Below are 13,751 nucleotides of genomic sequence, written 5' to 3' on the forward strand. Positions count from 1 at the left end.
ATAACCTTGATATAAGATAAAAAGGCATTATGATCTTTACGTCGGAGACAATCGAACAACTTATTGAAGAATTTGCCTCGCTTCCGAGCATCGGTCGCAAAACTGCGCAACGTTTGGCAATGCATATCCTAAAAATGCCGCGCGAAGAAGTAGTGAATTTTTCAAAAATTTTGATCGATGTGAAAGACAAAGTGCGTTATTGTACCGTTTGCTTCAATATCACGGAAAGCGATCCGTGCTCCATCTGCGCCAGTCAAAAGAGGAATCGTAAGATCATCTGTGTTGTGGAAGAACCGAATGATGTGATTGCTGTTGAAAAGACTCATGAGTTCAATGGATTATATCATGTGCTTGGCGGTGCTCTTTCACCATTGGATGGAGTTGGACCGGAAGATTTGAAAGTGCGGGAACTCTTAACGCGCCTGAATGATGATGTGCAGGAAATTATTCTTGCTCTTAATCCAAATGTAGAGGGAGAAACAACTACTCTTTATTTGGCAAAGCTATTAAAACCTCTTTCTATGAAAGTGACGCGCATAGCACGTGGACTTCCTATCGGTAGCGATCTTGAATTTGCAGATGAAGCAACCTTAACTCGCGCGCTGGAGGGAAGAGTTGCGCTCTAAACAACAATATATTATTCTCCTTTCATTGTTGTTCCTCTCCTGCAACCTGTTCGATACACGAGATCCAGAGAACCCCATTGCTGATAATCAGACGCTGGATAATGCAACTTCCCCATCCATGCTGATCTCGAATTTCTCGACAGCGTTCCAACAAAAAAATATTCAGGAATATCAAAAGCTCTTCGCCGACTCAAATTTCATCTTTGTTCCAACGCAATCCGCCTTCACACGATATGGATCGGTGTTTAGCTCGTGGAACAAAACTTCAGAGACAGAGTATTTTCGCAATGCCATTACGGAAATAGGAAATGCCTCTTCCCCCCAATTATCGTTTACGCCTGTTTCCAATGTGCAGTACCAATCAGACTCCGCTTCGTACACGGTGGATTATGTTGTTTTTATTCCACATTCACGAACCACCATAAAACAATTTACCGGAAGAAGTGAATTGTATCTTTCTCCCAATAAAAATAATATCTGGGCAATTCATCGCTGGGTTGATTTTGAAACGAAAAAGGATTCAAGTTGGAGCGAATTGAAAGGTCAATTTGCAAAATGAAACTGCCTATCATGTTTGGTATTGGAATCGTCATGCTGTTGGGATGCGATAATCCATTCGCACCTACACTTGATACTTCATTATCCAATAACCAATCCATTTTGGGAGATCAGCACCAGATAGACGGTGTTTTTCAAAACTTCAAGCAGGCGTATGCATTTCGCGATTCAACTATTTACGGACAAGTTCTTGCGTCGAACTTTATTTTTATTTATCGTGATTACGACAAGGGAGTCGATGTTTTCTGGGGAAGAGACGATGATATTCGCACTACGTATGGTTTATTTCAGAATGTCCAGCGGTTGGATCTCGTTTGGAACACAATCATCTCATCGAACGTTGAAGCAGACAGTTTGAAGGCAACCATAACCCGTAATTTTAACTTAACAGTTACATTCAGCACAAACGACATCGTTCGAGTCGACGGCTATGCAAACTGGATACTGGAGCGAGCGCAGACCGCCGATATCTGGAAAATTACCCGATGGCGGGATGAGTCGAATTTTTAAATATATTATTGAATGAAAAAAATTACTGCCTCATTTCAGGGTGAATACGGAGCATTCAGCGAACAGGCCGCTATTGCTTATTTTCAAAATGATTGCACCGCTGTCCCACGTGAGAACTTTCGTGATGTGTTTGATGATGTCCGAAAAGGTCGATCTGATTTTGGGGTAATTCCGATCGAAAATTCATTATTCGGAAGCGTGCATCAAAATTTCGATCTCCTACAGGAATATTCCTTGAACATAGTCGGTGAGATTAAATTACGGATTAAAATGAATTTAATGGCACTGCCGACGACAACATTAAGTAATATTCGGAATGTGTATTCACACCCTCAAGCATTAGGCCAAAGTGATGTATATTTACGGACGTTGAAAAATGTAAAACTCCATCAGTTTTATGATACGGCTGGAGCGGCAAAAATGATTGCCACAAAGCAATTAACTACATCAGCAGCGATAGCCAGCGAGCAGGCAGCAAGACATTATTCTCTCAAGATTCTTAAAAAAGGGATTGAGACCGATCATCGCAATTTTACCAGATTCATTATTCTGTCCAAAAGGAAATCACATCCGGCACAACACGCTAAGACATCGCTTATCTTTGCGACAAAGCATGTTCCCGGTTCACTGGTACATTGCCTCTCCCTTTTTGCAGACCGGAAGATCAATCTTTTAAAGATAGAATCTCGTCCATTCGTCGGCAAGCCATGGGAATATTTATTTTTTGTGGATGTAGAATCCGATCAAAATGATCGCGACTTTGTTTCTGCATTCAAAGAATTGAAAAAAATGACCTCCTCCGTTAAAATTCTTGGGTCATATGAAATTGGCAAGGTGGTACAATAATATGGCAATCTTTTATTCCCTAAAAGAGGGTGTCTCAGGATTTAAGCGTGCTCGGCTTTCATCCGTCATCACAATTTTTACAATGACCATAGCCTTGCTGCTGTTGGGATTGTTTGCAATCATTTATCGCAACACAAATTCCATCATTCAGTCATTTCGTGATAAGGTGGAGATGGAAGTCTTTATTGCATCCGAAGCAGATTCAGCACAATCAGCAAAGATTAGATCCACATTGTTGGATGTCCCCGGCATTGTCAGTTCCACATATATTTCCAAAGAGGATGCAGCAAAAATATTTAAAAAAGAGTTTGGCGAAGATATCAATTCTGTTTTGGACTTCAATCCACTCCCAGCCTCCTACAAGCTTCGTCTTGCCGATGACTATAAGAACTCGGACAGTGCAAAAATAGTCTTTTCCGCATTATCGGCAATCAACGGTGTTGACGACGTTGTTTATAGAAAAACTCTTTTGGAAATTCTTGATCGAAGAGTGAAAATCTTCATCGGTGCAAGTGCTGCTATCGGATTGACATTGCTTATTGCTGCAATATTCCTTGTCTCCAATACGATCCGTTTAACGATTTATGCAAAACGGAAAGTGATCACGACAATGAAACTTGTTGGCGCGACGCGCGGTTTCATTCGCATGCCGTTTTTGATTGAAGGAATCTTGCATGGATTATTAGGAGGTGCTCTTTCTGCCGGATTGATTTGGAGTATTATCTATCTTGCAAAAACATTTGTGAGCAAGGAACTCTCTGAATTTTTTTCCGTTGAAATATATTTTTATCTTGCTATGATGTGTTTTGGAATGATTCTCGGTCTGCTTGGAAGCGGTTGGTCGGTAAAAAGATTTATTTCAGAAAATATCGTAATGCAGTAATAGGTTCTTCCAAAAACAGCGATGCCCGAACGTGGTGTTCGGGCATCAGTTTTTTAAAACGTATTGGAAATTAAAATTGCGCTGAGATAAATTCTCTGTTCAACCGCGCAATATGAGTGACCGAAATCCCTTTTGGACATTCCGCTTCGCACGCATAGGTATTTGAACAGCTTCCAAATTTTTCTTCATCCATTTGTGCAACCATTCGTGTGACGCGTACTTCCCGTTCTGCTTGTCCCTGCGGCAATAGTGCCAATTGCGAAACTTTTGCACCAACAAATAACATTGCAGAAGAGTTCGGACAAGCCGCAACACAAGCACCGCAGCCGATACATGCTGCGGCATCAAATGCTTCATCCGCTACCGGTTTGGGCACCAGAATCGAGTTTCCATCAGGTATTCCGCCTGTTTTTGCTGATGTGTAACCGCCGGCTTGCATAATGCGATCCATGGCAGTGCGATCGACCATCAAATCCTTCAAGACAGGAAATGCAGTAGCACGCCACGGTTCGATGACAATCTCGTCACCATCGTTGAAACTACGCATATGTAATTGACATGTCGCAATTCCACGTCCCGGACCGTGAGCTCGTCCATTAATCATCATTCCACAGCTTCCGCAAATTCCTTCGCGGCAGTCATGGTCGAATACAATCGGTGTTTCCCCTATTTTGACGAGATCGATATTGACGACATCAAGCATTTCAAGAAACGACATATCCGGAGATACTTCTTTCGCTGTATATTCAATAAAACGGCCTTCGTCATTCTTATCTTTTTGTCGCCAAACTTTAAGCGTGAGTTTCATTCATTTCTCCTTATTTGTAACTCCGTTGTGACGGATGTACTTCTTCAAACTCTAATGGTTCTTTATTCAATTTCGGTTTCCCAGGTTTTCCGGTATATTCCCAAGCAGCAACATACGAAAACTTCTTATCATTCCGTTTTGCTTCTCCCTCTTCCGTCTGAAACTCTTCGCGGAAATGGCCGCCGCATGATTCTTCACGATGCAATGCATCAACGGCAATCAACTCGCCAAGCTCCATGAAATCCGCAACACGCTGCGCTTTTTCCAGTTCCGTGTTGATATCGTGCGCATTGCCGGTGATCTTCACTTCCTTCCAGAATTTTTGGCGGATCTCAGGAAGGAGTTTTAATGCTTTCTGCAAACCTTCTTTGGTACGTCCCATACCGACATAATCCCACATCACTTTACCGTACTCGCGATGGAATTCATCAACAGTCTTCGTCCCGTCAATACTCAACAATTTATTGATTGTCGCTGTGACAGAATCTTCAGCTTCTTTAAATTCCTTATTTTCTTCTTTTACCGGTACAAATTTATTGCTGGCAAGATAATCACTGATCGTATAGGGAGCAATGAAGTATCCATCCGCAAGTCCTTGCATCAGTGCGCTGGCGCCGAGTCGGTTTGCACCATGGTCGGAGAAGTTCGCTTCGCCAAGCACAAATAATCCGGGAATTGTGCTCATCAAATTATAATCGACCCACAATCCACCCATTGTATAATGGACGGCGGGATAAATTCGCATTGGTACTTTGTAAGGATCTTCACCCGTAATCTGTTTATACATATCCAATAGATTTCCGTACTTTTGGAATACCGCTTCACGTCCTAATCGTTTGATAGCATCGGCAAAGTCAAGATAAACTGCCATCTTCGAAGCACCAACGCCGTAACCGTTATCGCACATTTCTTTTGCACGACGCGAGGCAACATCACGAGGAACCAAATTACCAAAGGAAGGATATAATCGCTCTAAATAATAATCGCGTTCGTTTTCAGGAATATCTTTCGCATTTCGTGTATCCCCTTTCTTTTTCGGTACCCATACCCGGCCATCATTCCGAAGACTTTCGCTCATCAGTGTCAATTTTGATTGATGCTCTCCAGAAACCGGTATGCATGTAGGATGGATCTGCGTGAAGCAAGGATTTCCGAACAGTGCTCCTTTTTTATGCGCACGCCATGCCGCTGTTGCGTTGCTTGCTTTAGCATTTGTGGAGAGGAAAAAGACATTTCCATAACCACCGGTGGCAAGCACCACAGCATCTGCCGTGTACGATTCAATTTTTCCGCTGATAAGATTTCGTGCGACAATACCTCGTGCTTTTCCGTCAATAATCACAACATCCAGCATTTCACGTCGGTCATAAAATTTTACGCTTTTGTTGTCAATCTGTCGATTCAGGGCTGCATATGCACCTAAAAGCAACTGCTGTCCTGTTTGACCACGGGCATAAAATGTTCTGGATACCTGAGCACCGCCAAAAGAACGATTATCCAAATAACCGGCATAATCTCTGGCAAATGGAACACCTTGGGCAACGCATTGATCGATGATTAATCCACTCACTTCCGCCAATCTGTATACATTCGCTTCGCGTGCCCGGTAATCTCCCCCTTTAATCGTATCGTAAAACAGACGGTAAACGCTGTCACCATCATTGGCATAATTCTTCGGAGCGTTAATGCCTCCTTGTGCTGCAATACTATGAGCGCGGCGAGGAGATTCATGATAACAGAAAGCATGCACATTATATCCAAGTTCACCAAGCGTTGCTGCTACCGATGAACCGGCAAGCCCTGTTCCAACGACGATAATTTTATATTTCCGTCGATTGGCCGGATTAACCAGCTTCATGTTGAATTTATGATTTGACCATTTTTTCTCTAATGGTCCTTCGGGAATTTTTGAGTTGAGTGTCATAAATTTTTCAGAGTTACATTATTGAACGAAAGCGACCGGGCTTCCGCTAAAAAAATAGATGTATATCGGGATAATCGCGAAACCGATTGGAACAACAAGCCAGAATAATACTGCAACAAATTCAATCAAGGAATGATATTTCGTCGTTTTGAGTCCTAATGTCTGAAATGCAGATTGAAAACCATGACGAAGATGGAAACCGAGAACAAACAATGAGAAGAGATAAAATATCACATACACAGGTTGTTGAAATGTATAGTATACAATCGATGCGATATCATGTTCATCTAAGAAGCGGGCGGATATCCAAAATTTGCGTAAATGGATAATCAGAAATAATAACACCAGAGCAGCCGATAATTTCATCATGCGAGATTGGAATGTGGTATTCTCATCCAATTTATACGCATCGTAACTTTTGTCCCGCGCACTTCGATTGCTCAACCACAAACGGATACCATTGATAATATGCAACAGTACAAAGCCGAGCAAACCGACCTCTAAAATTCGGACAATGGGGTTCCCTCCCATAAATTTCGCATAATCATTGAAGGCTTGTCCCCCATCTTGCTTCAAAAGCAAAAGATTGCCAGCAAGATGTTCGACTAAAAAGACAGAAAGGAAGATTCCGGTCAGACTCATAAGGACTTTTTTGCCGACCGAAGAATTGATAAATCTGAAGAAAGGATTCATAAGAGTGAAGTTTTATTCGTTAAATTTGCCGAGACAAAGTATAAAAGAAATGATGAAAAATCAATGAAACAAACAGGCAAAAATAGTAAAGGCTGAACATTGACTGTTCAGCCTTTACTTAAAGAAGGAATACATCTTATTTTTTCGTCATCACAAAAACGCCGTTCCAATCATCGGGAGGTGGAACATCCAAAAACATTGTTGCCCGTTGAATATAGAGATTCGAAACAATATCATCTCTACGGATGGAAAGTGCTTGATTAAATTGATCAATGGCACTTTTCCACGCCCGTTTCTTATACGCTTCCAAACCATCGTGATAATATTGCAGAAATTTTTTGGTAGCATCTGTTTGTACTTCATCAGCTAACGCAATCAATTCATAGATTCGTACCGGTTCAGATTTTCCCATCACGACAACAAGATCCATTTCTCTTGAAAGTACTTTATCATGAACTTTTCGATATGTGAACTCGCTCATCAACAGGCGCGTTCCATATTCTTTGTTTACCCCTTCAAGACGTGCAGCAAGATTTACCGCATCGCCAATCGCCGTATAATTTAATCGGGTTTCGGCACCCATATTCCCAACAACAGCGCGGCCAGTATTAACGCCAATTCGTTGATTTACTACCGGGCGTCCATAATGAATCCATTTAGTATGCAACGCTGTCAATTTTCGCTGCATATTAATCGCCGCTGCACAGGAGTTAAATGCTTGGTCTGCATCAGAAAGAGGCGCTCCCCAAAATGACATGATGGCATCGCCAATATATTTGTCGATCGTTCCGCCGTGTTCAATAATGATATTCGACATTTCGGTAAGATACGAATTCAACATTCCAACAGTATTGGTCGGACCCATCTTTTCAGCCATACTGGTGAATCCTTCGATATCAGCAAATAAGGTGGTAATCTCGCGTTCTTCACCGCCTAATTTCACCAAGGAGGGATTATCCAGAATTTGTTTGACAACAGCTTTATCAACATACTTTTCGAACATTCCTTTAATTTGTGCTTTTTGCCTTCCTTCCGTTGCAGCGTTATAGGACATGGCAGAAGCGAAACAAAAGAAGAGGGCAAATATTGGTTCAACTAGGTAATAGACAACGCCGGTATTTTGAAATGTTGAATAGGCGAACATGACGTAACCGCCCATCAGTAAAATTCCTATCGGGAGGCTCCAGCGGAGTTTTAACAAAATTGCGGCAATCGAAACTATCAGCGCCATAATACCAAGGAACATTATCTGTGCATCGAACTTTGCCTGAGAAATATATTTTGCGCTGATAATCTGGTCGTACACATTGGCATGCACGAAACAATTCGGTGAAATTTGTGACATCGGCGTTGCGTTATGATCACCGATGGAACGAGCGGTCGGTCCAATAATCACAACAGCATTCTTAAACTTTGCAAGAGTGGCTTCATCTCTCTTCACGAATGCATCCAAAACTTCCTGGAATGAAATCTGTTGGTATACATCATCTGGTCCGGCGTAATCCACCGGTAAATATCCTTGATCATCCAGTGGAATTTCTAATTGTCCAGCATGTACTAATAAACCACCTTCTTCATTCTCTTCAACTGTTATCGTTTGAAGATCAATTTGCGCAGCGGCAAACGCCATAGCTGCACCAAACGTGGGATAATACGCACCGGCATATTCCACAAAGAATGGCACAGAACGAATAATACCATCAATCGAATCCGGTCGAATAAGAATATGTCCGATACCTGCTGCTAAATTGACAAGTGTATCGATAGGGCGTTCATCAATGTATGTTGCTTGGGGGAAATTAAATTGTCCGTGTTTGGGAATTGAGTGCTGCCGCAAAACTTTCGCAGCATCAATATCGACGGTTCGTCGTTCTCCAGGATCTTCTTCGCTCGGAACAAACGGACCAATGGCATGATAGACGTTTGGAGCATAGGCGTGAAAAAACAGAAACTGATCATTTTGATACTGTGAAATACTATCTTGCCGTACTGTCGGGAAAAGATCGTCGACGCCGATTACTTGGGCACCGCTTTGAGCAAGAATTGCAAGGAGAGTTCCGTACTTATCTCTTGGAATCGGATAATCCAACTCTTTCATAGTGTATTCATCGATCGTTACGATTACCACATTATTGGTATGTGGCCGCACGCCTCGCGCTTGCAGCAGTGCATCATACGCATTCAACTCCAAGGATTTGAAAAACTCCAAGTGAAATAAAACGCTGGTAATACCAATCGAAAGGATCGCAAACAGAATTGCGATAAGAGACTTTATTAATTTTTTGTTCATAACACCCCGAAGGTTGAAAGATAGGTTGGACGATTTTTTCCCTTTAAAACACGTTACCCTCCGAATCGGAGGGTAACTTGCAAAAAAATATTCAATTTATCCAACTATATTTTCCAATAGAGGAAGTCTTTGATGTTTGCCAACGCCGTCGGATCGATACCGCGTCGTCCGCCGAAAAGAAATTTATTTTCTCCGCGCCGAACCTGACGGCTTGCCGTACGGGCATCCTTGCGTGTCTGCAGATCCTGCAAAGCGCTGAACAATAGGCTTTGCAACTCTCCTTTGTCGACAAATGCACCTTTTTCCGCTGCACGTGTTTGTCCCATTTCCGCAACGATGTTATCAATACCAAGTTCCGCATATGCCTGTTCTTGTGAAGAGAACTTCGACACGGCCGATGCAAACGATTCAACGGTACCGGAATGATCGCCGCCAAGATATTTCAGCAGTCCCATATTCAAGTGAATTCCGCCGTCATTGGCATCAGCACTCATAGCCGCCGTGTAACTCTTAAACGCATTCAGCGAATCCCCTTTCAACAAATAAATATTTCCAAGATTGTTCTGCGTTGATGCGGATTTGTATGATGTGAGAACATTGATCGCATCATCGTACTTTCCTGCATTGGCTAAAATAACGGCAGCTTCATTGGACGATTTTTCATTATTTTGTCCTTTAAGAAACGCTACTTTTTGATTTGCCATTTCGTTATTGGTATTCGAAATGCTCTGCGCATCAGCCGAAAGCAATTTCTCAATATCTGCAGCAGCCGGCGTCGCCGCAATTTTTTCGTCGCTTGCTAAGTTGCTCGGTGGAGAATTTTCCCAAGATTTTCGGACATCAATAATATCCAATTTCCCGTTTGCATCAACGGTCTTGTAATATCCACCTGCACCCATGCTCCATGCTTCCGAGAAGGGTTTATTGATGATTGTTGTTTCCAGAGGAATCCAGACAGTATTTTCACGCACTACATATTCACGATCATTCAAACTGACACGTGAAGCATTCTTTTTATTCACTCCCGTATCGAACATAATGAAAATATGGTCTGCTGTTCCAATCAGCATCGTGCGGATGCCGAGATTTTCTAAACATGCGGCAAGGAGAATGGAGCTATCGTCGCAATCCCCTGCTTTCTTTGCCAGTGTTTGTCGCGGAAATTGGATTTCATCAAGCACATCCCCTTCTGCAACAACCCAGGGATCGGAGACATAATTGATTGAGAATGCACGGACTGCATCCCAAATTTTCATTGCATTCTGCATATTCCGCGAAGCATTAGGATAAAGCGACTGATCGAACTTCACCGTGCCGACAACATTCCGTGAAAAATTCTCTACCGATGCATCCTTATATGTTACGAATGCTCCGACATGATTTGGTTTGTTCCAGCTGATAGAGTTCTTGCTGTAGATTGTTACCGGTTTTGTAATGCTGCGGACTTTTTCCTCTCCCCCTTGATTATAGGAGATTTCCGTTTTAATCTGAGCAATTGTATTTTCGCTAACAGCGAGGAGTTTATCTTTATCCAACGTTGCTGAAACTTCAAACGTCTTTTTCTCTCCTGCTTTCAGCAGCGGAATCATCTGTTCAGAAGCAAACGACATATAGTTGGGAATAAAAATCTTTGCTTTAATATTTTTAATATCTGCTTTCCCTGTATTTTCCAGCGTTACAGCTCCGATAGGATTCTTGGAATAATACACAAACTGCGCCGGGAAGATATTTTCCACTTTGAATTCTGTAATCTCCAGTGCGCTGGAAAGAATCGTGCTCGCTTTTTTGATTCCGCTTGTCTTGGTCGAAACATCCAGACGATTACCGGATGCGCCGACAACGGAATATTCCTGCATACCAGAGAATGCTTTGCGAAGATCGTCCAGAGTCCCTTTCATCAACACATCATACGAAGCGGAACCCCCTTCCATATAGCGCAATTTCATTTTTTCGATTAGTCCAATTTTTGACGGCAATTCGGACTCAATTTTTACTAACGATGCATCGTTCACACCTTGGAGAATAAGTTCAACGATGATCGGTTTTTCTTTCATCTCCTTCATTTTCATTTCGATCTTCGCCATCAAATCTACGGCAAGCAAATCTCCGACTTCTTCCAGCGATTTGGAAGCTGCTTGTGCTTTTCCTTGTGAAGATTTTTTTGATGACGCGCTTGAAACGGCAAGGATCTCGCCGGTATCGGTGATGATCAATTTCACTTCACCATCGGAGGTAAATTCATTCGATTTGATTCCGTACACTTCTTTCTCTCCGCCGAAATTTGCCTGCGCTCCGCCGGCAATAATCAATTCAGCGCCATACCGTCTTCCAAGTTCTTTTGCTTTGGTCGCATCAGCAGCAGCAACGTCACGCGCACGAACTTCCGAGAACTGTCGTGAATCGACGATGCGATATCCTTTTTCCAGTAATGCTTTTTCGATTTTCCCAGCTACTTTCCTTGCCGTCGCGTCTACATTATCAATCTTTTCATCGACAATAACCATTACACGCGGCATATCGGCATTTTGGGCCAACACACGTGCCGGCTGCATAACAGTCCCGAGCAGCGAAAACACACATAGTAACGAAAGAATACGTTTCATGTTTCTTCTCCTGAATGATGAATAATTATTTCAATTTCGATATTACAGTGGTCATTTCTTCAACCTTTTGTTTGGCAGGTTCATAACCGTCGGATTCATCCCATGCTTTTTGGTACATCGATTTTGCACTCTCGTATGACGATTTCGCATCGGATTTTTTTCCTTGTTTCTCGTACTTCTTTCCTTGATCCTCAAAATTTAAAGCTTGGGCATAGGTAATATATCCTTCAAAATTACCGTCTTTCGATGCCTCAAGTCTATTTTCATCCTCGGAAGTCATTTTCACTTCCAAATCGCTCGCGATTTTTTTCACGAGAAGCTGCAACATGGTAAGAAACTCGTCCAGTTCACCGGTTTCTTGTTCCGCTTTTAATGTCTCTCCTGTTTCTGTTCGAACAATTCGAACATCAATCCGAAGCTGATCATTGAACAGGTTGGAAAATCCACCAAAGAGCATCACTTTCGCGCCGAGCAGTTTTCCCATTTTCTGCGTGGTTGTTTTATCGACCATATCGGTCTCATTCAGGTTCAGTTCTTCAATGATTGATTGAATTCGCTGACGTTCAACAACTTTGATCCCTTTAATCTTAGTCATCTCTGTGATCATCATATCCGCCAATCCCTTCTTCAACGGATCAAGTTTGTCTTTATCGACAACGCTATTGTTTTCAAAATACAGAACTGCAATAGTTTTGGGATCGCTCGCGTACGCTTGTTGAACAAACACAACACTGTTCAACACAACAGCGCATAGCATTAGCAAACCAAAGAGTACATGTTTCTGTTTCATACTGATTTCCTTCCAGTACAATGATATGATAAGTGAATAATTTTTCTCATTAAAAGACGATTCGTACACCCAGACCGGCTTCAACACCCTGCACATCCCTTGAAACACCTTCCAGCGTAATGTTTCCAAGCGCATACCGAACATTCAGCGTCGGATAAAAGAAATCCGAGAATAAGAATGTTACATCAAACCCTGTTGAACCGATCGCTGCTTTCCCTGTTTCAATCGGCACGCCTGCTACAGGAATTTGATCTGCCGTAAACATTTTCAATTCACCAACTGCTGTTCCCAAAAGCCACTCATTCAACGGATAGGAGAGTGAATAGAGACCTTCCGTCTGCGTTGTTGCGTCATATTTTGTCGTTGTCGAACCATTGTAAAATGTGTTCGGTAAACGGTATCGTACTCGAATCTGTAAGAGATGATTCATACTGCCGGTCTTTATTGTATATGCCGCTAAACCGATCATTCTTGGTCCCGAATGGAAAACCGTCGTACCATTCAACTTATCTTCAAAAAAATATGTTGCTGTAAGGTCGAGCGAAATTCGTGCAATTTTTGAATAGGTAATAAAATCATACCCAAGGTTCAGTGAAAACTCATCTCCAGCATCATATTCAAACTTCGATGCAGCTTCGACTGGTTCGTACATTCCTTTGTAGTAATACGATGCACCAAGTCCTACAACCATCCGTCGTGTAATCGTCCCGGCATAGACTATTGCGATATTTCCGCTCAGCCCCTGTCCGAATGTCGGAACACGATAAGCAAATGCGGTCTGAGAAATAAGCGCCGCAAGTTGTAGTTGCGACGTGTTCAATTTTGTTTTACCAGTCGGCATACTGACACCTCCTGTTAACCAAAATTTTTCGCCCGGAAAGACATACGATAACGATAAACGGGTATCGACAATACTTGATACTTTCGCCGTATCAAATTTTGTTGTTGCTCCCGAATTGGTCACAGAAAACAACATTCGATCTCCTAGCGGAATGGAGATGGAAATTGGTGCAGATTGTTGGGAAATTGTACCCGAATCTTGTAAAGTCCATTGCTGCTGCGTTCCACCCAGTGACATGCCCGAAGCCCCGCTAAATAAAGATTTGCTGCCCCCTGGCTGTTCAAATTGTGCCAGCGTAGTGTCAAAGAACAGTAATGTTACCGCAAAAATAACGGTAGAAATATGGAAAGAGCGTAGCATTAAAGATGTATTAATCATC

General features: G+C 42.3%; 12 protein-coding genes. 5 read left to right on the forward strand and 7 right to left on the reverse strand.

Annotated elements, in window-relative coordinates; genetic code table 11:
* Positions 1 to 29: 29 nt before the first annotated feature.
* Genes recR through WDA22_10240 form a run of 5 tightly spaced genes read left to right on the forward strand, consistent with a single transcriptional unit; the run spans position 30 to position 3,423 of the window.
* A complete protein-coding gene (recR, locus tag WDA22_10220; protein MFA5833837.1) occupies positions 30 to 626 on the forward strand; it encodes a recombination mediator RecR in 597 nt (198 codons plus the stop codon).
* Complete coding sequence (locus WDA22_10225; protein ID MFA5833838.1) at positions 616 to 1,185, forward strand: hypothetical protein; 570 nt, start codon at positions 616 to 618, stop codon at positions 1,183 to 1,185. The genes recR and WDA22_10225 overlap by 11 nt, the downstream gene beginning before the upstream one ends.
* Positions 1,182 to 1,694 (forward strand): hypothetical protein, encoded by a 513-nt coding sequence (locus WDA22_10230; protein MFA5833839.1) that lies wholly within the window; start codon positions 1,182 to 1,184, stop codon positions 1,692 to 1,694. Before WDA22_10225 ends, WDA22_10230 begins: the two co-directional genes overlap by 4 nt.
* 12 nt (positions 1,695 to 1,706) lie before the next feature.
* Positions 1,707 to 2,540 (forward strand): prephenate dehydratase, encoded by an 834-nt coding sequence (pheA, locus tag WDA22_10235; protein ID MFA5833840.1) that lies wholly within the window; start codon positions 1,707 to 1,709, stop codon positions 2,538 to 2,540.
* Position 2,541: 1 nt separating this feature from the next.
* Positions 2,542 to 3,423, forward strand: a complete 882-nt coding sequence (locus WDA22_10240) for a permease-like cell division protein FtsX (protein ID MFA5833841.1) — start codon at positions 2,542 to 2,544, stop codon at positions 3,421 to 3,423.
* A 70-nt stretch (positions 3,424 to 3,493) separates the two neighbouring features.
* On the opposite strand, the gene WDA22_10245 is transcribed toward WDA22_10240, so the two are convergent.
* The 7 genes from WDA22_10245 to WDA22_10275 all read right to left on the reverse strand — a co-directional run bounded on the left by WDA22_10245 (position 3,494) and on the right by WDA22_10275 (position 13,732).
* Positions 3,494 to 4,231 carry a succinate dehydrogenase/fumarate reductase iron-sulfur subunit gene (locus tag WDA22_10245; GenBank protein MFA5833842.1) on the reverse strand — a complete coding sequence of 246 codons (738 nt, stop codon included), beginning with the start codon at positions 4,229 to 4,231 and terminating at the stop codon, positions 3,494 to 3,496.
* Positions 4,232 to 4,241: 10 nt separating this feature from the next.
* On the reverse strand, positions 4,242 to 6,155 hold the full coding sequence (locus WDA22_10250) for a fumarate reductase/succinate dehydrogenase flavoprotein subunit (protein MFA5833843.1): 1,914 nt from the start codon (positions 6,153 to 6,155) through the stop codon (positions 4,242 to 4,244).
* A gap of 18 nt (positions 6,156 to 6,173) precedes the next feature.
* The gene (locus WDA22_10255; protein MFA5833844.1) at positions 6,174 to 6,848 is read right to left on the reverse strand and encodes a succinate dehydrogenase cytochrome b subunit; all 675 of its coding nucleotides are present in this window, start codon (positions 6,846 to 6,848) and stop codon (positions 6,174 to 6,176) included.
* Between the two features lie 136 nt (positions 6,849 to 6,984).
* Positions 6,985 to 9,138: an adenylate/guanylate cyclase domain-containing protein gene (locus tag WDA22_10260; protein MFA5833845.1), complete on the reverse strand. Its 2,154-nt coding sequence runs from the start codon at positions 9,136 to 9,138 to the stop codon at positions 6,985 to 6,987.
* Between the two features lie 104 nt (positions 9,139 to 9,242).
* Complete coding sequence (locus WDA22_10265) at positions 9,243 to 11,741, reverse strand: hypothetical protein (GenBank protein ID MFA5833846.1); 2,499 nt, start codon at positions 11,739 to 11,741, stop codon at positions 9,243 to 9,245.
* 25 nt (positions 11,742 to 11,766) lie between these two features.
* Positions 11,767 to 12,531 carry a CsgG/HfaB family protein gene (locus WDA22_10270; GenBank protein MFA5833847.1) on the reverse strand — a complete coding sequence of 255 codons (765 nt, stop codon included), beginning with the start codon at positions 12,529 to 12,531 and terminating at the stop codon, positions 11,767 to 11,769.
* 49 nt (positions 12,532 to 12,580) lie between these two features.
* Positions 12,581 to 13,732, reverse strand: coding sequence for a hypothetical protein (locus WDA22_10275; GenBank protein ID MFA5833848.1), 1,152 nt, complete (start codon positions 13,730 to 13,732; stop codon positions 12,581 to 12,583).
* Positions 13,733 to 13,751 lie beyond the last annotated feature (19 nt).

The sequence above is a fragment of the Bacteroidota bacterium genome (assembly GCA_041658205.1).
Taxonomy (GTDB): Bacteria; Bacteroidota; Ignavibacteria; order UBA10030; family UBA8401; genus UBA8401.